This window comes from Cohnella luojiensis (genome assembly GCF_004564235.1).
GTDB classification, from domain to species: domain Bacteria; phylum Bacillota; class Bacilli; order Paenibacillales; family Paenibacillaceae; genus Cohnella; species Cohnella luojiensis.
Genome location: NZ_SOMN01000052.1, coordinates 1 through 23,842 on the forward strand (window position 1 = coordinate 1; position 23,842 = coordinate 23,842).

At 49.1% G+C, this 23,842-nt stretch carries 18 protein-coding genes; 5 read left to right on the forward strand and 13 right to left on the reverse strand.

The window, feature by feature from the left end:
* Positions 1-331 precede the first annotated feature (331 nt).
* The 4 genes from E2980_RS22430 to E2980_RS22445 all read left to right on the forward strand — a co-directional run bounded on the left by E2980_RS22430 (position 332) and on the right by E2980_RS22445 (position 5,477).
* Positions 332-2,041, forward strand: a complete 1,710-nt coding sequence (locus E2980_RS22430) for an ABC transporter substrate-binding protein (RefSeq protein WP_135154464.1) — start codon at positions 332-334, stop codon at positions 2,039-2,041.
* 111 nt (positions 2,042-2,152) lie between these two features.
* The gene (locus E2980_RS22435; RefSeq protein WP_420808670.1) at positions 2,153-3,115 is read left to right on the forward strand and encodes an ABC transporter permease; all 963 of its coding nucleotides are present in this window, start codon (positions 2,153-2,155) and stop codon (positions 3,113-3,115) included.
* 18 nt (positions 3,116-3,133) lie between these two features.
* A complete protein-coding gene (locus E2980_RS22440; protein ID WP_135154465.1) occupies positions 3,134-4,042 on the forward strand; it encodes a carbohydrate ABC transporter permease in 909 nt (302 codons plus the stop codon).
* A 19-nt stretch (positions 4,043-4,061) separates the two neighbouring features.
* Positions 4,062-5,477 carry a family 43 glycosylhydrolase gene (locus E2980_RS22445; protein ID WP_135154466.1) on the forward strand — a complete coding sequence of 472 codons (1,416 nt, stop codon included), beginning with the start codon at positions 4,062-4,064 and terminating at the stop codon, positions 5,475-5,477.
* 321 nt (positions 5,478-5,798) lie between these two features.
* Here E2980_RS22445 and E2980_RS22450 read toward each other — a convergent pair whose 3' ends face one another.
* The 8 genes from E2980_RS22450 to E2980_RS22485 all read right to left on the reverse strand — a co-directional run bounded on the left by E2980_RS22450 (position 5,799) and on the right by E2980_RS22485 (position 16,279).
* Positions 5,799-7,391 carry a response regulator transcription factor gene (locus tag E2980_RS22450; RefSeq protein ID WP_135154467.1) on the reverse strand — a complete coding sequence of 531 codons (1,593 nt, stop codon included), beginning with the start codon at positions 7,389-7,391 and terminating at the stop codon, positions 5,799-5,801.
* Between the two features lie 12 nt (positions 7,392-7,403).
* Complete coding sequence (locus tag E2980_RS22455; RefSeq protein ID WP_135154468.1) at positions 7,404-9,143, reverse strand: sensor histidine kinase; 1,740 nt, start codon at positions 9,141-9,143, stop codon at positions 7,404-7,406.
* Between the two features lie 73 nt (positions 9,144-9,216).
* Entirely contained in the window at positions 9,217-10,050 is an 834-nt protein-coding gene (locus E2980_RS22460; RefSeq protein ID WP_240703151.1) for a carbohydrate ABC transporter permease, read from the reverse strand.
* Positions 10,051-10,052: 2 nt separating this feature from the next.
* Positions 10,053-10,934 carry a carbohydrate ABC transporter permease gene (locus E2980_RS22465; RefSeq protein WP_205700018.1) on the reverse strand — a complete coding sequence of 294 codons (882 nt, stop codon included), beginning with the start codon at positions 10,932-10,934 and terminating at the stop codon, positions 10,053-10,055.
* A gap of 76 nt (positions 10,935-11,010) precedes the next feature.
* The gene (locus tag E2980_RS22470) at positions 11,011-12,375 is read right to left on the reverse strand and encodes an ABC transporter substrate-binding protein (RefSeq protein ID WP_135154470.1); all 1,365 of its coding nucleotides are present in this window, start codon (positions 12,373-12,375) and stop codon (positions 11,011-11,013) included.
* 15 nt (positions 12,376-12,390) lie between these two features.
* Positions 12,391-13,851 carry a glycoside hydrolase family 32 protein gene (locus tag E2980_RS22475; RefSeq protein WP_135154471.1) on the reverse strand — a complete coding sequence of 487 codons (1,461 nt, stop codon included), beginning with the start codon at positions 13,849-13,851 and terminating at the stop codon, positions 12,391-12,393.
* A 261-nt stretch (positions 13,852-14,112) separates the two neighbouring features.
* Positions 14,113-15,381 carry an ABC transporter permease gene (locus E2980_RS22480; RefSeq protein ID WP_240703152.1) on the reverse strand — a complete coding sequence of 423 codons (1,269 nt, stop codon included), beginning with the start codon at positions 15,379-15,381 and terminating at the stop codon, positions 14,113-14,115.
* Positions 15,374-16,279 (reverse strand): ABC transporter ATP-binding protein, encoded by a 906-nt coding sequence (locus tag E2980_RS22485; RefSeq protein WP_135154472.1) that lies wholly within the window; start codon positions 16,277-16,279, stop codon positions 15,374-15,376. Before E2980_RS22485 ends, E2980_RS22480 begins: the two co-directional genes overlap by 8 nt.
* A 248-nt stretch (positions 16,280-16,527) precedes the next feature.
* Here E2980_RS22485 and E2980_RS22490 point away from each other — a divergent pair, with 248 nt between their 5' ends.
* Positions 16,528-17,466: an RluA family pseudouridine synthase gene (locus tag E2980_RS22490; RefSeq protein ID WP_135154473.1), complete on the forward strand. Its 939-nt coding sequence runs from the start codon at positions 16,528-16,530 to the stop codon at positions 17,464-17,466.
* A 195-nt stretch (positions 17,467-17,661) separates the two neighbouring features.
* Here E2980_RS22490 and tnpC read toward each other — a convergent pair whose 3' ends face one another.
* From tnpC to E2980_RS22520, 5 genes are all read right to left on the reverse strand, one after another.
* Positions 17,662-19,134: an IS66 family transposase gene (gene tnpC / locus E2980_RS22495; protein ID WP_135154474.1), complete on the reverse strand. Its 1,473-nt coding sequence runs from the start codon at positions 19,132-19,134 to the stop codon at positions 17,662-17,664.
* A gap of 494 nt (positions 19,135-19,628) precedes the next feature.
* Positions 19,629-20,057: a DMT family transporter gene (locus E2980_RS22500; protein WP_135154475.1), complete on the reverse strand. Its 429-nt coding sequence runs from the start codon at positions 20,055-20,057 to the stop codon at positions 19,629-19,631.
* Positions 20,058-20,076: 19 nt separating this feature from the next.
* Positions 20,077-20,775 carry a cyclic nucleotide-binding domain-containing protein gene (locus E2980_RS22505; protein ID WP_135154476.1) on the reverse strand — a complete coding sequence of 233 codons (699 nt, stop codon included), beginning with the start codon at positions 20,773-20,775 and terminating at the stop codon, positions 20,077-20,079.
* A 132-nt stretch (positions 20,776-20,907) separates the two neighbouring features.
* Positions 20,908-22,350 (reverse strand): zinc ribbon domain-containing protein, encoded by a 1,443-nt coding sequence (locus E2980_RS22510; protein ID WP_167747227.1) that lies wholly within the window; start codon positions 22,348-22,350, stop codon positions 20,908-20,910.
* Between the two features lie 118 nt (positions 22,351-22,468).
* Positions 22,469-23,629, reverse strand: a complete 1,161-nt coding sequence (locus E2980_RS22520) for a PQQ-dependent sugar dehydrogenase (RefSeq protein WP_135154479.1) — start codon at positions 23,627-23,629, stop codon at positions 22,469-22,471.
* Positions 23,630-23,842: the final 213 nt, after the last annotated feature.

Below are 23,842 nucleotides of genomic sequence, written 5' to 3' on the forward strand. Positions count from 1 at the left end.
GCGGAATTTGTAGGCTTTATGATGCAGCATGACGAACACGGTCTCCTTTCGTTTTGGCATATACATCTATTTTAGCACACATGTTCGCATTGAAGTGTTGTTTTTGTTTGTATCCGTTTCCTAAACACATGCGATAGTTAACATGGCAAAAGCCACGCCCTATCCGAAGTTTTCTAACTCACGACTGAAGTCACGAGTTTGCGAAAACTGATCATCAAACAAGTTCTTAACTATTCAAAGACAGATCTAAGGTTTGCTATATAACAATTATTTTCTTTTTCTTCTACACTGAAAGTGCTTACAACATTGCGAAAAAGAAAGGGGATTTGAAATGCGCAACAAAAGATGGCTGCAAACCAGCCTGGCCGTGCTAACGGCTGTAGCACTCCTCCTTGCCGGCTGCTCGTCGAATAATGGCGAAGGAGGGGAAACAAACAACAAGAACAACACGAACACCAGCACCGCGACCGACGAAAAGACCGGGGAGGTCAGTAAAGACCCGGTCACCTTCAGTTACTTCGGATTCGGAACGAATAACGACGTACTGGCAAGCGATACAACGATCGGCAAAATCCTCCAAGAACAAACAGGCGTAGATTGGAAGATGGAATTTGTTGTCGGAGATCCGAGCACCAAGGCTGGCGTCATGATTGCCGGCGGCGAATATCCCGATGTCATCTCCCCGGTGGGCGAGCTTGCCAAGCTACTGGATGCAGAAGCGTATATCCCGCTTAATGATCTGATTGAGGAGCATGGTCCTAATATCAAGCGAGTGTATGGCGATTATATGGACAAGATTACGCATGAAGACGGTAACATCTACATCCTTCCTTTTACAGCCAATATTGGCGGCTACTTGACGGAACCGGATGCAGGCAGCAACATCTGGATTCAACGCAGAGTTCTGAAAGAATTCGGCTATCCGAAAGTAAAAACACTTGATCAATATTTTGATCTAATCGAGCAATATCAGGCTAAATATCCTTCCGTAGATGGAAAAGACACGATTGGCTTCGCAACATTCGCAGGCGAACCTGGTCAATTCTACACGATCACGAATGCCCCTATGCATCTGGCCGGATATCCGAACGACGGCAACGTCATGGTTGACCTGGAGACGCACGAAGCCAAGCTCTACCAGGGAACCGATTACGAGAAGAAATGGCTGCAATCGCTGAATGAAATGTACGTAAAAGGCTTGGTCGATCCGGAGAGCTTCACCGCTAACGGAGACCAATTCAAGGCCAAGCTGACTTCCGGCCGCGTGCTCGGATTCAGCGGCTACATCTGGCAGATCGGCGATGCTATCAACAACCTCAAGACAGCCGGTAATGACGATCTGCGTTATGTATCGCTTCCAATCGTATTTGACGAGAGCATTACAGATGCCTACATGGATCCGCCTTCCTTCGTCAACAACCGCGGCCTCGGAATTAGCGTAAGCGCCAAGGATCCGGTTCGCATCATTAAATATTGGAATAATCTGCTGACTGAAGAGAACCAGAAGCTAGTCCAATGGGGTGAGGAAGGCGTCACCTACTCCGTGAACGAAGAAGGCCGTTTCGTCATGAGCGAAGAGCAATTGGCGAATCGCAACGATAACGACTTCAAACGTAAGTACGGCTGGGCTTACTTCGATTATGAATGGCCGCGTTACGGCAACAACTCCGTGTACGAGGACGGCAATGCGCATGTGCCATTCAGCCAGCCTGAAGTAGCGGACGTCAATTATACAGACGGCGACCGGGCGCTGCTTGAAGCATACGGCATCGATACATTCTCCGGTTTCTTCGCCAAACCCGTGGAAAGACCATGGTATCCGGCATGGAGTATCGAGAAGCCGCAAGGTTCTCCAGAAGATATCTTCAATCAGAAAGCTGGAGATCTTCAGAAGAAGTATTTCCCTAAACTGGTACTCTCCGAAGGGAAGTTCGAATCCGTCTGGAATGACTATCTCGCAGAGTTCGGCAAACTGGATGCTGCCGACTTTGAGGCATTCATGACCGCCAAGGTGAAGGATCGGGTCGCAGGAAAATGGTAAAGGGCAGTTCCTGAATAATGATGGTAACCCGGGAAAAGTGAAGCCATTCACTTTTCCCATCTAATTTCTGTTAGAGACAGACAAGATTTTACCGGAAGGGAGACGGATCGGGTGGAGAAACATACCGTGCAGTTGACAGGATCATCGACTTCTGACGATTCGCGCCTAATAGCTTTATTCAAATCATTATCCAGACAGAAAATGTTGATGCTGATGTCGTTGCCTTTTCTTGCATGGGTAATCATATTTAAATATGTTCCGCTCTGGGGCTGGACGATTGCCTTTCAAAAATACAGGCTGGGTAGAGATATATTCGACCAGGCTTGGACGGGATTGGATAACTTCAAGTTTTTGTTTCAGGAACAACAGTTTTACCTGGTCTTGCGCAATACGCTTGTGATGAGCTCTATTAATCTTGTGCTGGGATTCGTAACGGCTATTGTATTAGCGCTTCTCCTGAATGAGCTACGTAGAATCTACTTCAAGCGGACGGTGCAGACGATCAGTTATTTGCCGCATTTCATTTCGTGGGTCGTTGCCGCTAATATCGTCCAGACAGCGCTTGCTCCGGAAGGGATTTTCAATGTATTGCTCCTCCAGTTCAATATGATCGATAAACCCATATTGTGGCTCGGAGTCGGGGAATATTTCTGGGGAATTCTCGGCGTGACGGAAATATGGAAGAATGTCGGTTGGAATACGATTATCTACTTGGCCGCCATTACGACCATTGATCCTACTCAGTACGAAGCAGCCCAGATCGACGGCGCGTCACGCTTACAAAGAATGTGGCATATTACGCTTCCAGGCATGAAGCCCGTCATTGTCATCTTGCTCATCATGAACCTGGGCCATATCCTGGAGTCCGGATTCGAGCCGCAGTACTTGCTTGGCAATGGCATGAATGTTGAATATTCGGAAAATCTTGATATATTCGTGTTGAAATACGGGATACAAATGAATAACTATGGATTGGCGACGGCAGCCGGTATGTTTAAAACCGTGGTCAGCTTCATCTTCCTTATCGTTGCCAACAACCTCGCCAAACGGCTTGGCGAAAGCAGATTGTATTAGATGAAAGGCGGCGATACGATGTTAAAAACCAATTCAGCTCGATATTCTTCGATTGGCGACAGAATATTCGATATGTGTAATTACAGCTTCATGATTATTTTGATCATAATCACCTTGTATCCCTTCATAAATATGTTTGCCTTGTCGTTTAACGATGCTAACGACTCCATTCGAGGCGACATCTATTTTTGGCCGCGTGAATGGACAATTCGAAACTATGAGTATGTGTTTAATGAATCCAACGTGTTCTTTGCGACCTTCATTTCCGCAGCAAGGACGATCGTCGGGACAATCGTTTCCGTATTTTGTACAGCGATGCTGGCCTATGCGATCAGCCGTCCCGAATATAAATTGAAGAAATTTGTATCGATTACCTTCATTTTTACGATGTATTTCAGCGGCGGCTTGATTCCAAACTATCTGCTTATTAAAGAGCTCGGCATGCTGAACAGCTTCTGGGTATACATTATTCCGGGCATCATCGGCGTGTTCAATTTGATTGTCATTCGTTCCTTCATGGAAGGCTTGCCGGAAGGAATCATGGAATCTGCCAAAATGGACGGCGCAGGGGATCTTACCACGTTTGTCCGCATTGTACTCCCACTGACCGTACCGGCTCTTGCTACAGTCTCTCTGTTCGTAGCGGTATATCAGTGGAACTCCTGGTTTGACGTATTCCTGTACAATTCTTCAAGGCATAATCTAAGTACGCTGCAATATGAATTGATGAAGATATTGTCCACATCCAACACGAGCACCTCGGCCGCTGACCAATATGCTAATGCACAAGGAAATGTACAAATGGTTACACCGACTTCGATTCGCGCTACAATGACGATCGTTGCAAGTGTGCCGATAATTATGGTCTATCCATTTCTGCAGAAGTATTTTGTCAAAGGTATGGTCGTTGGCGGAGTGAAAGGCTAAAAGAGGAGTGGAAAACATTATGAAGAAACAAGGCGTAAATCCTTACTTGCCGTCATGGGAGTATATTCCTGACGGAGAACCCCATGTCTTCCAGGACAGAGTTTATGTATACGGCTCGCATGACCGTTATAACGGGCATGCCTTCTGTCTGAACGATTATGTTTGTTGGTCGGCACCCGCCGATGATCTCGCGGACTGGCGGTATGAAGGCGTCATCTACGAGAAGACGGACGATCCGCTTAATCCGGACGGACGCATGTGTCTCTACGCGCCTGACGTCACCCTCGGTCCGGACGGGCGTTATTATTTGTACTATGTCCTGGATAAGGTGTCCGTCGTCTCGGTCGCGGTCTGCGATACACCGGCCGGCAAGTACGAGTTCTACGGATATGTACGGTACTCCGATGGAACGCGCTTGGGCGACCGAGAGGGCGATCAGCCGCAATTCGATCCGGGCGTCCTGACGGAAGGAGACCTCACTTACCTTTATACCGGGTTCTGCGCGATCGGCGACAAGTCGCGCAATGGCGCGATGGCCACGGTAATCGGGCCGGATATGCTTACAATTGTTGAAGAACCAGTGTTCATCGTGCCCAGCGAGCCGTACAGCATGGGATCCGGCTTCGAAGGACATGCGTTTTTCGAAGCACCATCCATCCGTAAGCTAGGCGATACGTATTATTTCGTCTATTCCTCGGTCGTCATGCACGAGCTGTGCTACGCGACCAGCAAGCATCCGACGAGCGGCTTCGCGTACCGCGGCATCATCGTCAGCAACAACGACTTGCATATCGATACGTACAAGCCGGCGAACAAGCCCATGTACTACGGCGGCAACAATCACGGGGGCATGGTGGAAGCGAACGGGCAATGGTACATCTTCTATCACCGTCATACGAACGGCACGAGCTTCAGCCGCCAGGGCTGCATCGAACCGATCACGATCCTGAAGGACGGCACCATTCCGCAAGCGGAGATCACGACAAGCGGTCCGAACGGCGGCCCGCTCGTCGGCCGAGGCGAGTATCCGGCATATCTGGCCTGCCACCTGTTCACGAATACGGATGAGTACTATACGGGCACGCACGGCGCGTGGATGGACGGCCGATTCCCGAAGATTACGCAAGACGGCAAGGACGGGGACGAAGAGGTCGGTTACATCGCGAATATGCGGGATTCCGCAACGGCGGGGTTCAAGTATTTTCAATGCGAAGGCGTGAAACGCGTCAAGATCAAGAATCGCGGTTATGCCCGAGGCAGCTTCGAGGTTAAGACGGCATGGAACGGTCCGTCGCTCGGATCGATTCCGGTCGACTTCACGAACGTATGGACGACGTATGCGGCCGACATCGCCGTTCCGGACGGCGTTCAAGCCTTATATTTCAAGTATACGGGCATCGGTAACGCAAGTCTGGCGTCGTTCACGTTGGAATAGCCGGCTCATCGACCTCAAAAAGCGTTGTTTTATAAGTAACGATCGGCAGCCTGACATTGCGTCAGGCTGTCGCTATCATCTTCCAAAGCGTGGATGACACAAAGGTCATCCTGATCTGAAGCCGCATCTTATCAATATTGAGATAGAACGTGACCGTCTCGAGTTCTGGATGTCTCATCCTTCTGCGTGCACCACAAGTTGTGCGTAATGGTTATAACTGAGACAAAAAGATCGCCAAATAGGGCGATTTTTTATTTATAACTGAGATTTTGTTAGTTAATAACTGAGATTTCTTGTTGTTATTAATCTTATAGATGAGATTTATTGTTTCTGATACGGATGATCGGTTTGATCCTTGGCGCTTTTGATCATATGCTCTTCTCTGTACTGTCCGGGACTTAAGCCCACATGCTTCTTGAAAACACTGCAGAAATAACGCTGGTTATCATACCCGACGTTCTCCGATATTTTAGAGATTTTGAAGCTGCTTTCCCGCAGCAGCTGTTTTGATTTCTGAATTCGCAGCAAAGTGACATATTCCAGAATCGTCTGACCGGTCGATTTGGAATACAAATTACTTATATAGGAAGGGCTGAGATCGAATCGCTCCGCCAATTGATCGAGTTGGATATTCTCATGGTAATGGGATTCTAGATAAGCTTTGATTTCTTGAACCACCTTTTCTTTCAGGGTGGTTTTCGTTACGTTCAAATAGAATTGCACGCCCTGCGCCAAATCCTGGAACTGCTTCTGCAAAGACGGCCAATCCGACGCTTCCAGTATCCCGTCCATCAGCCGCGCGCGGTCTCCGATCACGCTTTCGACCTTTATTCCATAGTCCTGCTCAATCAAATCTAGCATTCGGTTCGCCCATTGGATGCCGGCCTTCTTTAGGGTAACGGGAGCCATTCTCCCCGCCCCCCATTCCGTCCAACGTCCGAGCATCTCTTCGAACTCTTCCCGTTCGTAACGGACGAAGGACTGTATTTTATCAGACCATTCGGAGATCAATCTCTCGGAAACGCGGGTGAGCTCCGGCCAACTGTTCCCGTTCATTACCGGAACGCCGAAGAACAGACCCGTTTGACAGGCTTTGTCGGCGGCCAAAAAAGAAATGTGTACATGCGTAATATGGGTTACAACCGGGCCGATTCCAAACGACAATGAAAAATTCTCCGATGAGCTGTGATTGGAAAAAGTTGCGGCTGCTGCGATCAGAATTTCCGTTAATGGCGCGTTTTCCTCGAGGACTGCCATGCATAATAAGATCACTTTCTGCTGCTCATAGAGCAGATCCACGGCGATTCCGCGATTCGCCAAAAAGCCTAGGAGAGAATCCGTGACGCCATTGTTCTTCATCCGTTCGAGCCAAAGCGTCGCCGAGCTTCCGAGTACGATGGCCGCAAACTGGTCATATCGCTCGAATGGCGAATGATCGAACGAAGGACAATTGCCATGGACGATAAGATCCGTAAACACCGCCCGATCCAATGCTTTCGCGATCCGAAGCTCAGGGCGGTCCCCGCTTTGTTCCGATCTTCTCTCCAATCGCTCAATCGCCTTCGAGACGGTCTTGGCCACTTCCTCCAGCTCCGCAGGCTTGATCAAATAATCCACCGCCTCCAGCTCAATGGCTTCTTTGGCGTATTCAAACTCGGAATATCCGCTCACGATGATGCATTCCGCTTTGCGGCCTTTCTCCTTCAGGGCACGGATCAGCTCAAGCCCGTTCAGGCCTGGCATCCGAATATCGGTAAGGACAACGTCCGGATCCGACTGAAGAATCCGTTCCAGCGCTTGCTTGCCGTTGTTTGCCGTCCCCACGATCCGTACCCCGGATGCGTTCCAATCGATCATGGCCGACAACGTTTCCACCACGAGCTGTTCGTCATCCGCTATAAAAAGTTTATACATGAGAGCTCGACCTCAATTCATTATGCCGATTTCAAGGGTAACTTTGGTTCCGGCGCCCGGAACGCTGTCTATGCGGATTCCGCGGTCTTGGCCGTAATGCAATTGGATCCTTTCCTGGATGTTCCTTAAAGCGTATCCCCTCGGCTGCATACCAGCAGGATCAAAACCAACTCCGTCATCCTCGACTTCGAATACAAGCGTTTCCCCTTCTTTTCGGCCCCGAATAGCAATGTTCCCTTTATCCTCTTTCAACTCGATTCCATGGAAAATCGCATTTTCCACCAACGGCTGAATAAGAAGCTTCAACATGCGAGTATGCTCGATTCCCGGTTCGAGGTCGATTGTCACCTCGAATTTTCCGTTATAGCGGATGTTTTGAATCTCTAAATAATTTTTAACTTGGTCGATTTCATTGCCGACAGTGGTAATGTAGTCTCCGTTGTTCAAGCTTAATTTAAATATATTGGAAAGAGACATGACCATTTTGGAAATGTTTTTGGCCCCGATTCGTTCCGCCATTAAATAGATTGAATTCAATGTATTATATAGGAAATGAGGGTTGATTTGGCTTTGCAGCGCATGCAGCTCCGCTTCTTTCTCCTTCAGCTTGGCTTCTATAAGTTTGTCCGACAACTCGGTGTTGGTGCGGAAGGTCCGCAAGAATTGGTTGCCGATTTTACCGATTTCGTCTTCCTCCGCAAAGAGGATTCCTTCGATCTCATCCCGTTTGGCCGCTTTTCGGGCGACGGAAGTGAGCAAAGTCAATTGCTTGGTGATCCGATTCGAGATCAAATACGAACCATAGGCAGCAAGCAGGAAAGCCACCAGCGTCAAAGAGAATGTAACATTACGAATGAAGACGATCTCCGAATTAATGTTCGAATAAGGGATCATGCTGACCACTTTCCACTGGGTCCCCGGATTCGTATCGAAGGTGATAACATATCGCTCTCCGCCCATCGTTTCGATGCGGGTGCCTTGTTCAGGCAAATCATAGAGCAGGTTCAATTCCTTTTGAGGCATTTGTTTTAAATCAGCAGTACGGGAATTATGATAGATGACTTTGTTTTGCTCCAGGATCATCAAATGCCCGTTTTCCGCATTGGTAATGTCTTTGAACATTTCATCGAAGACCCGACTGTCGATTGAAATAATCAACATGCCGATCTGGTCGAGCGTATCGAGGTTATTTAATCGTTTCCCGTATAACAGCAAGTCCGGACTATTCTTGACGAGACGGACTTCATCGCTGTTCAGCCATAACCCCTTGCCCCCCATGTCGATGATTTGCCTATACCATTTCGACTGCGAGACAGCCTGATAGATATTGTCGTAAGCTAGTCTGTCCCATTGATTCGTGACGATCAGTTCCCTTTGCCCGCTGCCTACGTATACGTAACGAATATACGATTTGTTGTTGGAAATATTGACGATCAGATTACGAGTATCGTTTTGAAGGTCATAAATTTCCTTAAAATCATCCTTGTTATAGGATAGGAAGGTCTGAACGTCACGGGAAGACAACATGAGTTTCGAAATCGTTTCAACGTCATTCACGAAGGTTTGGATGTTCCAATTGATCGAGCCCAGCAAATTGGAGGTGGTATCGGACACCTTGTTCTCGACCACTTTGCTTAAATAGACAAAGGTTAAGGAGGCGATAAGGACAAGCGGCAGCAAGGAACAGGCGATAGACAAAATGATAATCTTGCTTCGGATGTTAATCGACAGGAATGGTCGGTTTATTTTCATGAAATCCCTCTGGCTGAGAAAAGTATAAAGCCTGGTTCTCTCATTATACCTTCAGCCAAAGGTATATGGGTGATCAACCTTTAGTCGCTCCTGCGGTCATACCGGAAATAACGCTCTTATTGAAAATAAAATATACAAGCATGGTAGGGATCGTCGTAATGCTGATTGCGGCAAAGGTCGCTCCCCAGTCCGTCAAACCGTACTGGCCGATATAATCCATTAACCCGACCGGAATCGTCCGCGACTTCATGTCATGAATAAACGTATTCGCAAAAATAAACTCGTTCCAGATGAAAATCAGATTCATGATGACAACGGTGACAATCGTATTGCGGGATAAAGGGAAAATCATCCGCCAGAAAACCTGGTAAATACCGCAGCCGTCCATGACGGCGGCCTCCATAATCTCGTTCGAGATGTATTTGTAGAAACTGACGAACAGGTAAATCGAGATCGGCAGAGCAAAACCTACTTGGGGCAAAATGAGGGAAGTAAGCGTATTGATAATTCCCGTTTTGTTATAAATAATGAAAAGCGGTATGAGCACGACTTGAATCGGGATCATAATGCCGCACAGGAATAAGAATAATACGGTTTTGCTCCATTTAAACCGCATCTTCTCAATGACAAAAGCAGCCATGGCACTGAACAGGATCACCAGCACGATGGTCGTCACGGCGACGATAAGACTGTTTGAAAAGTAAGTGCCTAAATTCCCTTTGTTCCAAACATTGAGATAGTTTTCGAATGAGAATCGGCTGGGCAGGCTAAGCGGGTTGTTGCCGGAAAAATCGGTCGGCGCTTTAAAACTGGAAATGAACACCCATATAAGCGGATAAATTTGAATGACAAGCAGAGCAACAGAAATAATCGCAAAAATCGCCTTGGAATAGCTGGAAAGTTTCATCTTCAGGTCTCCTTACTGTCCATCATCCGTCTGATAAAAGCGACTGCAATGAGGCTTTCAATAACAATAAATACGGCCATAGCGCTGCCGTAGCCGAAATTCAAACTGGAGAAGGCGGTTTTGTACATATAAGTCGGCAGCAATTCCGTCACGCGGCCTGGCCCGCCGTTCGTCAGGAGATACGGGATGTCGAACCCTTTTAAAGCCCCCGTAGTGGCCATAATAATCGAAACCATTAGTACCGGCTTGATTAGCGGCATTTTGATCGAACGAAACAGGTTCCAGGAAGAAGCTCCGTCAATTCTGGCGGCTTCCTCGATATCAGAAGGAATAGATAGGAGCGCAGTATATAAGATGATCATATAAAGACCGATAAAACGCCATCCTTCGGGAATCGATACGGCAGTCAGAGCCCACTCCAAGTCGGAAAGCCAAGGCTTGCTCCAGTCTCCGAGACCGATCTGTTCCAGGCAATAGTTCAATATTCCGACTGGTTCGAACGAATAGATGTTTTGGAACAGCTGGGCTATGGCTACCGACGTGATGATCGCAGGAGCGAAATACAACGTTTTAAACAATTCTCTCCCTTTGGTGATGCTGGTCAGTAAGATGGCAACCAACAAACCGAGAAACACTTGCATCGCCACAATAATGAAAACATAGATCAGGTTGTTGCTGAATGCCTTCCAGAAAGTTTTGTCGCCGCCGAGTATCTTAGCATAATTGTCAAAGCCGATGTAGACCATATCGGAAACCCCGTCCCAGGAGAAGAAGCTAAAATAGATCGACCAAAGGATGGGTGATAGAACGGTGAACACATACACGAGCATTGCCGGCAACAGGAAGACGAGAACGGCTTTGTGATTACGTAGGATATTATCCATGCCTTCCTAATTCCCCCTTCTACTATATTTACATAGCTGGCCAACCGAATTTCGGTTGGCCAGTTGATCAGCGTGGTTATTTGAAATATTTCGGCGCGTTTTCTTTAATGGCTTGATCCATTATTTCTGCAAACTCATCCGGAGTATGGGCTCCGAGACCCAAGGCAATCAACTCGTTGCCGAGCAGCTCATTCGTGGCCGGGTCGAGGCGCGTATCCCACGGCACCGCGAAGACGCTTCCGGATTTCGCGATCTCGTCTTGGATTTTATAGAAAATTTCCGGCATCCCCTGCGCTTGATCAAGCGCATAATTGAAAGGCGAGAATTGGCCTTTTTTCGTATAGGCTGCCGGATATTTTTCCAGGAGGAATTTGACGAATTCCTTCATTGTGTCATCGAATGTCTCTTGGTTGAATGCAACGCCGATCCCCGAGTTGATGAAATAATCGTTCTCAGCTGTCTTGGCGCCATCCATCATGGGAAGCCGGAAAAATCCGATGTTATCCTTCATTTCCGCACTGATTTTATCGTTTGCGAAATTCATCGTTTCCCATGAACCCATGTAATAGATCGCGGTTTTTCCGGCCAGGAATAAGTCGCGCGCCGCGGTGTAATCCGTCGAAGCGAACCCTTGCTGGAAGTACCCTTTGGTGCCCAGTTCGTGAACCAATTGGATGCCTGCCATACCGGCCGGATCCTTGAAGGATGCCTTGCCCTTCTTCACATTCTCGATAAAATCATTGCCGGTTATGCGGAAAGGCTTGTACGCCAGGTACCGGAGAACCGGCCATTTGTCCTTGCCGTCGACGGCAATCGGCGTAATCCCATTCTTTTTTAGCGTTTCGGACACTTTCATAAACTCATCGAACGTCTTGGGCGTTTCAAGACCGAGATCCTTAAACATCTTGATGTTGTACCAGAATACCTCGATCCCAAATTCGAGCGGGAGCGTATACATGCTACCGTCTGCGAACTGCTGATATTGCAAGGCAATTGGACGGAAATCTTCATATTTCACAAGGTCTTGCAGCACTTTTTTCATGTCCACCAGCTTGCCTTCTTGCACCAGCTTAGAAGCATAGGCATCGGAATCGGTATCAAACATTGCGGGCATCTCGTTGCTGGCGATCAATGTCCGCAGCTTCTGCAAATAGGAAGGGCGATCGCCCGTACCTTCCATAACCAGTTCGAATTCCGGATGCGTTTTGGAGAACTCGTCCGCAATTTCCTTTACGGTAACGGCTTGAGGGCCGTCTACGCCCCGTGCGACAAACCATTTGTACGTTTTCTTATCCGCCTTCTGACCGTCGTTCGCCGGAGCTCCCGAACCGGCTTCTGCAGTATTGTTACTATTATTGGTACCGCCTCCGCATGCGCTCACTAATGCCATCAGTACAACAAGTGATAATGCGAGAGTCAACCATTTGAAGTAACGTATCATTTATAAGACCTCCTGTTAGTTGGGAACCGAAATGGATACCTGTGCGAATTGCGCCCGGCCTTCCTGGACAAAGCAACCCCAGCTGCCGGTTTTCAAATTATACAAGCGCGTAGTCATGGCGACCTGATCGGCCACGTAGACGACGCAAACGGAATTCTCCACAACGATCTTTATATCGTAAAACCTGCCGGCTTGTAATTCTATCGGCACTTCCATCTCTACCGCATGGGGGCGGTCTCCGTCGATGTGCCACTGCGCCTCACCCATTACCCGGCGGGGCCACATGTCGAATACGAGGCGGTTATGAATCGGTTCAAGGCGAATGTAATAGGCTTCGTCGAGATCCTCGCTTGCGCGAAGCATGATGCCGCAGCTTCTGGTCCCTTCGGTGAAGGACAACCTGGCCGTAATCTTGCATGTCTCGGGCATGGAGCCGGCTGATATGCAAGAGAATGTTTCGTCAGCCGCCGTCTTTATGCGTCCCTCTGACTCCATCCAATCCCCGATACGTGAACCCCACTCAACAGCCTGCTTTTTTGCAAAATGATCGGACACGGTCTCCGGTATACGAACCGTTAACGTTCCATCCGGTTCTTGAACGACTTCGTGCACGACCAAATTCCCGGCCCATTGCCAATCTCCGTAATCGTCCTCGTTTTCCTTGCTGGGATCCCAGCCGAAAGCGTACCGCTTGTTTCCGTCACTCCATGTTTTCGCGGCATAGAAAGCTCTGGCGTCAAACGCGTCGTTTCTCGGCGCTGTCCAAGGTCCGCTGAGTGATTTGCTCATGCGGTAATGGGTGACGAACCGGTCCGAGAACGTGGAGTAAACCAGATACCACCATTCCCCGATCCGGAACAAGTCCGGGCATTCGTGCGTCACGTACATTTTCGGATCCCAGAAAGGTTTTCGGATTTCCCATTTCTTAAGATCCTTGGAAGCGCACAATGCGATGCTCCCCCGACGCCGGGACGGACCTTCTTTGTTCCTCGCGGCGAGAAGCATCCAGTACTCTCCCGCCTCCTCGTTCCAGAACACGAAGGGATCGCGCCAGTCATGTCTTTCGTATTGAATCCCGTCCGAATAGAAGGTATCTTCAGGGATTTTCCGCCACGATTCCATATCCGTGCTCACGGCGTGCATGACGCATTGGAGCGGCACGCCGTCCTCCACGAAGTCCGGGTGCGGATTGAGGCCAGTGTAGAACAGATGATACTCGCCTTCGGCTTCAATGATGGAGCCGGTATAACAGTTCAAGTCTTGCTCACTCACGGTTCCATGCTTCAACATTTCGCCTTTTTCTTCGTAGTGTACGAAATCGCTTGTCCGGAGCTCGAACCAGGAGGTTCCTTCTCCGTGAATTTTCTTATTCTCTCTCCAATCATGAAGATAGAACAAACGGAAGGTACCGTCTTTGTAGAAGGGGATGAGGTCTCCCACCCAAGCCCCATCCGGCTTGTAAAACAAGTTCGACAATGTATGCGACCCCTTTCTTTTATCGTAACTTCATTATAGAACGGGATCGAAAGCGCTTTAAATTCCAACTTCTTTGTCCTATGTTCAATATTTTTTGTTTTCCTTATCGCCACGGCATTAACTGATCCTATATAACTTGTAAGATCTGCGTAGATACTTTGAACAATAGTAAAAACCTTGATATACCAAAGAATCTGGTCATCAAGGTTCTCCATTTCAAATCATACATTTGACGACAACACTTATTTACTTGCGATTACCTTAAACCTTATAAGCCTTCATAGCCTTAACGATCTCTTTTGCCGAAGGCCGCTTGCCGTACATCAGCACTCCCACACGGTAGATCTTCGCGGAGAGCCAACCAATTCCGAGAATCGATGCGAACAAGATGGCGATGGACAATGCGATCTCCCACCAAGCCGGTTCGGCTAATCCGATCCTTAAGAACATCAGGAACGGCGAGAAGAACGGGACATACTGGCACACCTTGATCAAAATATGGTCGGGATGCGTGAGTCCGAACATCGCGACGTAGAAGCCGACGAGCGTTAACATCGTAATCGGCAGCAGCGCCTGCCCGAGATCCTCGGTGCGGCTGACGATAGAGCCTACCGCCGCGAACAAGGTAGCGTATAAGAAGAAACCTGCCAGGTAGAAGAAGACCGCATAGACGACAAGAGTTAAGTCGAGCACGCCTAAGTCAATGCCGAATTTATCGAGCGAATCCGAGTTGTGCGGCAACTGAAGATTGGCTACTAAAGCGCCGATTAGAACGATAAGCTGAACCATCGCAACGATGAACGTTCCTAGAATCTTGCCCCACATCTGCTTGAGCGGCGATACGCTCGTCACGATGATTTCCATGACGCGGGAACTCTTCTCCGCCGTGATCTCCGTGGCGATCAATTGTCCGCTGATCATGACGGCCATGAACAGAAGAATGATCATCACGTAAGTCAGAGCGATTGCCATGCCCTGTTCTTCCTCAGTTTTGCCTTGTTCGTTGGAGAAGCTTACTTTCTGGGTATCCAAGCTCACCTGCGCGTAGAGTTGGTTCTTCTGATCTTCAGTAAGTCCGGCATCCTTGATGATCATATCGGTCTTGACCTTCTGGAGCGCGCCCGTTAACGAAGTAGCCGTTCCGCTCTCGAATGCACTCTTCGCGTTATAGGTCGCTTTCGGGAATCCCATCTTCGGGTCCTCGGCAAAGGTCAGATAACCCCCGACATCCCCATTTTCCAAAGCATTCTTCAATTGTTGCTCCGAGCCCGACACGGATACGAGCTCAACATCCGGTTTCGGCAGCTGTCCATAGTAGTCCTTTAACCCCTGAATGATTGCCGGTTGCTGACCCTCGGCATAACCTACCTTCGTTGCTTTATCCCCGCCGCCGAGCTTGTCGATCAGGTAAGGAAGATTTCCCACGACGACGAGCAATACCGCCAAAATGACCGTCATGATAACGAAAGCTTTGCTGCGTATTTTGTTACGTACCGTAAACGCCAGTACCGTCCATAAGCCGTTAATCATGGTTTTCACCTACCGTCTTAATGAAGATTTCGTTTAACGTCGGTTCCATCACTTCGAAACGGGTAATCAGTCCTTGTAACATCGCATGCTGCAGAATTCGCTGTCCCGCTTCAGGAGAACTCACCTTGAGCTCATAACCTCCATGCTCGTGTCTCGATACGTGATGAACGCCCGCGATCGATTCCAATCCGCTAATCTCGCCTTCGGATGCCACCACTACCCGCTCCTGCGGGAACTTCTTCTTAATATCCTTGATCGGCCCTTGCAGTACCGGATTCGACTTATGCATGATCGTAATGTTGCGGCACAATTCTTCGACGTGCTCCATCCGGTGGGTAGAGAACACGATGCTCGTTCCTCCGTCACGGAGCTCCTTAACCGTTGACTTCAGCAACTCGACGTTGACCGGATCCAATCCGCTGAACGCTTCGTCGAGAATGAGGATTTTGGGATTATGAATGACGGCCGCTATAAATTGGATTTTCTGCTGGTTTCCTTTGGACAACTCTTCGACTTTCTTGTTGTAATACTCCGGCACCTGAAACTTCTCCAGCCACCGCTTTAGGTTCCGGTCGGCATCCTTGCGGGACATACCGCGCAATTGAGCCAGGTAGATGATTTGATCGCTCACTTTGATCTTAGGATACATGCCCCTTTCCTCAGGTAAATACCCCAGCATGCTGAGCTGCTCCTTGCCGTAGGCTTTGCCTAAGTAACGAATATCGCCCTCATCAGGTAAAATAAGTCCGAGTATCATGCGCATCGTTGTTGTTTTTCCTGCACCGTTAGCACCTAGCAATCCGTAAATCTCGCCCTCCGACACATCGAAGCTAAGGCCGTTCACGGCCGTTTTGTCGCCATAGTTTTTGATAATGCGATCGACTTTAAGAGAGTTCATCGTCTAGCTTCCTCCTTCAAACATATCCTTCTGGGCAGCTCCGAATGATATGCCCAAATATTTCCTCTGTGTGTATATCCATACAAACTATATGCTGTTCATCATTGACCGTCAACCCGACTGGAATATTTGTTATATAGAGGACCGCGATGATTTTCCACTAAGTAAATTTCTGATCGTTCGAGAAATAGGTTATAATTGAACCATCTGCATTGATGCATGCGTGCGAAAGGACCGAGAGATTCCCTATGAGACAAGGAAATAAGCCGCCCCGCCCCCGTGGCGGGGCTTTTAACCGGAGTCAGACTCCTCCGAAATCATTCAAAGTAACGGAGGCGGGAGAGCTATTGCTCTTCCTGCTGGACAAGCTCGCTCCGCAAGGACGGAACTCCGTGAAGTCTCTTCTCGCCCATGGCCAAGTATCCGTAGACGATCGGGTCGAGAAGCTATACAATCATCCCCTGCATCCGGGACAGGTCGTAACGGTTCGCAAGGATCGCACGACGGTTGCCCCGCCGCTCGTCGGACTAAAGATTCTCCACGAAGACGAAGCGGTAATCGTCGTCCATAAGGATGCCGGACTGTTGTCCATCGCAACGGACAAGGAAACCGAATTGACCGCTTACAGGCAGCTGACCGCGCATGTTCGGCTTGAGAATCCGGCCAATCGGATCTTCGTTCTGCACCGCCTGGACCGGGAAACGTCGGGTGTCATGATGTTCGCCAAAAGCGAGAAGGTTCAGCAGAAGATGCAAGAGGGATGGCATGATATCGTCAAGGAGCGCTTGTACGTGGCCTTGGTCGAAGGCATGGTGAAGAAAACCGAAGGGACCATCACTTCGTGGCTCAAGGAAACTTCGACGCTTAAGATGTATTCCAGCTTCACTCCGAACGACGGTCAGCACGCGGTTACCCATTATAAAGTGCTAAGAGCGAACCGGAACTACTCCCTGCTAGAGGTTCATCTCGAGACGGGACGCAAAAACCAGATCCGCGTCCATATGCAGGATCTCGGCCATCCGATTGCCAGCGATAAGAAATACGGTTCTAAGACCAAGCCGTTCTCCCGGTTAGGCCTGCACGCCCGCGTGCTCGCCTTCGAACATCCAACGACGGGCAAGCTGATGCGCTTCGAGACGGACATTCCGAAACAATTCCTAAGCCAGTTTAAGGAAGAACCGCAATAAAGTAAGAGAACGGGGCGGATAAAATCCGCCTCTTTTCTTTGTCCATTTGTGACTTTCGAGACTCGCCGTCTTATTCCTCTCGCAACCCCGTTCACTTCGTCGGTATCCCTTTCGCTCAGACAGCTATTTACGGGATTCGCAAACGGCTCCACGCAAACTCCAACCACCCATTTAGTTCGACCAAACCGTTACTACTTACGTAGCCCTGAAATGAAACTGCCCGCGAAGAACAGATGCGAGTGAATTATGCAGAGGGAGGGATTGTTTCATGAGAGTTGAAATAAACCCGCGAATGCTGGCAAATTGCTGACCGCCGATGGCTGTCCGAAAGCAACCGGAGATCTTCTGTTTCACCTTGGACATGCGAATGTCGCGCTCAGCCTGATTGTTATCAAACGGTATTCGGGCATCGTAAAGAAAGCGGAGAATCGACGCTTTGTGGCGTTCGAATCGATCTCCAAGGTTCGCTGATTTACTCTTACATTTTCGTCCTTTGGGCCCGGTTTTCTCGGGCACCTTATCTTTTGCCCATTCTATTTTTCCAAGCGCCAGATTGTCGTCGTACTGCCGATCAATCTCGGCGAGGGTTTCATCAGACAATGGGATGCCGGATGCTCGAGCCGCTTTGGCCAATGTCCAACTTCGACGAAGCAACTCCTTCATGTCGGTTGCCCATTGGTGTTTATCGTAATCTGCGATACCTTGGCACTCACGCATGAGATGCGCATTACAAAGCGCGTGGGCGAACGTAACGTCGGATTTGAAATAAGAAGAGAAGCAGTCATGCACAACGACACCGTTGTAGGCAGGAAGTACGCCCATTTCGGTAAACGCCGAACCGCACCGCTTTTCGTTCATATGCAATAGCGTCCAATACGCACTCGAGTGCGTATGGAGATGATGTTGCTTCCCGTTCAATCGCATAGGCGTTTCATCGCAGTAAATGAATGGCTCGTTGCGAAGGTGCGCTTTGATTACCGGTTCCAATTCAGCTACATGGAATGCCATCGTATTCAATTGCTCGAGCAAAGTTCGTTCGCTCGGGCGGCATCCGGTTAAGTCGAAAAAGAACTGAGCAACCCGTTTCAGGGGCAGTAACTGGTAGACGCTGAGATAGGTCGTCCAAGCTGCAAAACTCTCCCCGTATTGCACGGGTGCTTTAACTGCGGCAGGGAAATCGGCCCGTTGTAGCGTGCGGCAACAAGGGCAACGTTTTTCTTCCGCTCGATGTTCGGTTGTAATGAGCGGAGAGAGTGGCAAGTCAAGCACTTGTCTTTTCATCCACTCTTGTGCGGGCACGTCAGCCAAGGAATGATTACAGTTCTTGCAAGTTAGCAAAGGATGAACGATGACTTCGTCTGGCTCAAGGCTGAAACGAAGGGTATGGCCTTTGTGCCCGTTAGGCGCGCCGTTCTTTCCACCAGACTCGCGCAGATTGTTCTTTTTACGCAATCCGTCACTTGAAGGCGGCTTGCTACTATTGTTGCTATTTTGACCGAGCTGACGCTCTAGCTCATGCACACGATTCTCTAACTTTTTGATCTGCTTGGATTGTGTTTCAACCATCTCGGTCAATTTCTCGTTTTGCGTTAGGAGCGCAGAAATGAAACCAGCGATCTCTGTATCTCCTTTGCTAACCTGTAATACTTGCTTTGATGATAGCTTCATTGTCCTCGCTCCCTTCACAAATTCTGTGTAGGAGTACTTCTACACCAAGTACTAAAAATCCTTTAAAACAGGAAAAAAGTCTCCTCAGGGAATCCAGGAGACGTAAGTAGTAACGACCAAACCTAACTACAGCCCAGCAAACAACCCCAACCACTCATTTAGTTCGACCAATCCTAACTACAGCCCACCAAACGACCCCAACCACTCATTTAGTTCGACCAAACCTAACTACAGCCCAGCATACGAGACCCAAACACCCATTTAGTTCGACCAACTCAATCTACGGCGCTCCTCAGCCACTCCCAGCAAACATTTAGTTAGACCCAATCCAACCAAGCATAAACGGCTATCGCCGTACTTGGGATGGCGGGATAGGTTTATGTCGGAGACGATTCAGAAATGGATAGCGTAATTTTATACATTCTGAATCGTTAAAAAATCCCGCCACGCTCATCTTACTGAGCAAACGGGATATCGACAAAAGCGACTGCAAGTTACTTATACTTAAACACGACCACGCCGGCGATCATCACGCCGATTCCGATCAAACGATTCGCCGAGAGCGCCACTTTATCGACTCCGAACAAACCGAAGCTCTCTATGGCTAGTGTTCCAATTAGTTGGGCGATAAGAAGGATAGCTATGGCATATGCCGGATTCAAAGCGGTAACGGACTTCATCGCGGTGAAGACGATCACGACGCCCATGCATCCCCCGAGTAAATACAGCTTGTTCACCGATGCGAGCTTGGCCAGGCTTCCGTCCTTGATTAGCAAAAATAGGATGAACGACACGATGAATCCCGACCCGTGAACGAATGCGTTCGTCAGCCAGAAACCGACCTTCTCGCTAAGCCTCACGTTAAATATGCTCTGTATGCCTATGAACAAACCTGCTATGACCGCGTATATTGCGCCTACCACAATGACAACCCCCATGCTTTTAGCTGTACAAATTTCCGTTAGCCAGCTTCTTTAATTGATTAATATCCTTAACGTACAACGATCCCCTCGAGCGTTCCACCAATCCGGCCGAAGCAAACTGAGAGATCACGCGATTCAAGTGCCTATAGCTTGTTCCAAGCAATTCCGCGATTTCGGTGAGCTTGGCTGCTTTGATCTCCTCGATCTGCGCCTGATCGTTCTCATCTACCGTAATGGAAACCAAGTAGCTCGCGAACCGGGTCTCGACCGGATAGAGCAAATTCAAGCTTGATGCCGTCAAGAAGGTATGAAGCTTATGCGAAAGATGCTTGATAATGAACCGGAGAAAACCAGGATCCTGATGAGCCGTATCTGCGAGCGCCTGCTGGTGAATGCCAATGAACAACGTATCGTTCACCGACTCCACCGTATTCCGCACCGTTAAGTCGGTGAGCATCTCCAGATCGCCTATCGTGCTAAGCGGATTATAGAATCGGATAAGAATGGATTTTCCGTTAGGCAACACGCGGTAGATCTTGATCTTGCCTTTCACGAGCATGAACAGATGATCGAGCCGATCGTCGACCGTGCAGACAATCTCGCCCTTATCGAAGGCGAACAGTTCCATTGCCGCTACCGTCTTCTCGTCGAACAAGCCGCTCAACTGATGCGCGTTCATTAGATTACTTAGAGCATCCGGATCATTGATTTTCCTCATGACGACCACCTTATCGGCACGTACTCCCTATCTATACCCATTGTATAGGCATTATTCCCACAGCAAAAGGACATATGTCCTAATATCCAAAAAAAATAGCTCCCGCCCGTTAGGATCGGAAGCTTCCTGGTCTTATTCGTATACCTTGGTGTTTTCCGTACCGACATCATACGAGGGACTCCAGCCGGAAACCAGCCATTGTCCGTCCACGTACTGAAGGACATATTCCGTATAGTTGGTGCCTGCCACTGGAACTGGGTCGGTTTCATATTCGCTATAGTAAAAAATTTCGCTATAATCCACCTGCGCTTTGACGCTGACCGTATATTCGCTTTCGCTATATTGGTTTACGTCGAAACCGTCCAAGTCGAAGGTTATGCGATGAAGCTCTCCCATATAGTACTCATCGCTATCCACCATATCGGTAAAATATTCGGTAAAGTCGGCTACCCGATCCGAATGCACATGACGGAGCGCATTGATGTCGCGAGCCTGAAACGCCGCCATCCAGCTAGTTACGAAATCATAAGCCGAGCTCATGATCTCCTCTTTCATCGCATCGTTCAATTCGGAGACGTTAAATTCCAGTTGATCCGTATCGACCGCGAACTCCTCGCTCTTGATCTCGCCCCAAGGAAACTCGGTTTCCACGTACATCTTGTTGGAGCCGTCGATCGCGATCGGACCGATCTCCTTCCCGTCTTCAACGGCTAATCCGATATCCTTGCCATTGATGAAGATTCGCGAGTTGCTGTAGTTGGAATATACATGCACGTAGTCCCCCTCGAGCACCAACTTTACCGAATCCTCGTAGCTCGCCATTGGGAACAACGATACCGTTTCCTTGTTTTCCAAGGTCGTGTATTCCCCTTCGTAGACGGATTTGATCTCGTATTCGCCAGGGAGGAAAGGCCCAACCTCGATCGAGGAACCGTCGCCGCTAGCGGTAGCCGCTTCTTGGCCGTTAACGAGAATCTTAGCCCCTTCGAAGTTCGTTTGAACCGGAATCATATAACGCTTTACCTTTAATTCATAATCGTTATAGATCAGCCAGCGTTTCTTGTTCTTCATGTTCAAGTAGAGAAAAGCAGCATCGGCATCGTTCGCGAACGTCTCCGCATCTCCGGCTTCCAACTGTTTCGCTTCGGCTTTTAACTGTTCCATGACGGTAAGCAGCGATTCCTTGTTCGAGCCCAAATACTTCACGATCCCGTCGACCGTCTTCTGGTCGAACGGAGTATCCGAATTGGAAGCCGACAGCATGTCGAATAGCTTGTCCGCCTTACCGTCTTCGATCGCCGACTCGAATCTGTCCAGCAGACGTTGCTCATCCGTCAAATACTTGCCCAGGAAATAGACGCCAACAAGCAATAAAATGACGACGACACCGCTTGCGATCAGAATCTTGGCTTTCTTGGACAACGCGACTGCCGGGTTCGCTGGATGCACGATTGGCGGCACTGCCGTCGGTTGGCCCGATGCATAGGGCTGCATGTCCGGCGCGATTGTCGCGCTTATTTCGTTCGGAACGACTGGGGTGCCGCATTCCGGACAGAAGGCGTATTCTCTTAGCATTCTCGTTCCGCAATCTTTACAGAAATTCGTCGTTGCGATGACGATCACCTATTTTCTAGTTGTCTTGGTTTTATTACAGCTTAGAAGCAATGTCGTCTCCCAATAAAGAGAGAATAACCTAAAAAATCTTTAAAATCTGCCCCTCCTGAGTGCAATAATAGATTTCTCCTGTCGCATCCTTGCCGAAAGAAGTAATATTCGCATCCGATTGCAGCAGCGTCCGATTCTCGACAGTCCCATCCTCTTCCTGGCGAAGCGCCCAGATCGTGCCCGTCCCGTAATCGGCATACACATACCAACCGATGAGCCCGGGCAACCTCTGTCCTCTATAGACGAACCCTCCCGTAATCGATACGCCCAGATCGCGCCCGTACGTATAGATTGGCTGCTCGAGATCCGTCTTGTCGCAGCCGGAATCCGGCTCAAAGCATTCCGTCCCTTCTTGAATGCGCCATCCGTAGTTCCCGCCCTTCTCTATGACATTGATCTCCTCCAAGCGGTTCTGACCGACATCGGCCGCCCACAGCTTGCCTGTCGCTTCGTCGAAGCTGAACCGCCAAGGGTTGCGCAACCCGTAGGCGTAGATTTCAGGTGCTTCGCCGTCTAAAAAGGGGTTGTCCGAAGGGATTGTGTACGATTTCTCTCCCGTCGTTCCGTCCACGTCTATTCGCAATATTTTGCCGAGCATGCTTCCCAGATTCTGACCTTTATTATGAGGGTCTCCGCCGCTGCCTCCGTCCCCGGTCGCGATATACAGGTAGCCGTCCGGCCCGAATGCCAACTGTCCCCCATTGTGATTAGCATACGGCTGTTCGAAAGATAGCAGTATCTTCTCGCTGGCAGGAACCAGACGATTCGGATTAGCCGGATCCGCATCGTATCGCGCGATAATCGTATGCGTCTCGGTTGTGTAATTCACGTATGCTTGGTCTGGGTTCTTCGGATGAAAGGCAAGACCCAGCAATCCTTGCTCGCCCTCCTCGTCATAAACTCGGTCTCCGATGTCGAGCACGATCTCCGGCTTGTCCAACGGAGATTTCAAGCTCTTGCTGATAATCCGCCCTTGCTTCTCGATGATATAGATAAGTTCTGGGTAGTCCGCCCGATGCTCCAAACCGACGGGCATGTCAAAACGTTCCTCGCCGAATGGATTCTGAGCGGCGTATTCGGCCCGTTCCTCCGCCGTTGGAGTAACCTCCGGATTCTTCTTCGCTCCCCAGCACGCCGTAAGGCCAAGCACGAAACACAATCCGATAATCCCAAATAAGAGTCGTCTCATTCCCAAGCAGCCTCCTTTATTCCAGATTTTCGCACACGGGGCAGTCGATCACAACATCAAAAAAAACTTAATCCGCATTACCCAATTAAGTAGAGTAGAAAACTGAAATTTCTTTGGAGGGCGAAAGCCCTCCATTTACTTTTCCAGCTCCCCCTTCATCAAACCGGACGTGAGGTTTTCCCTCATCCGGCTTTCCGATGTTCTTCTTCCTTC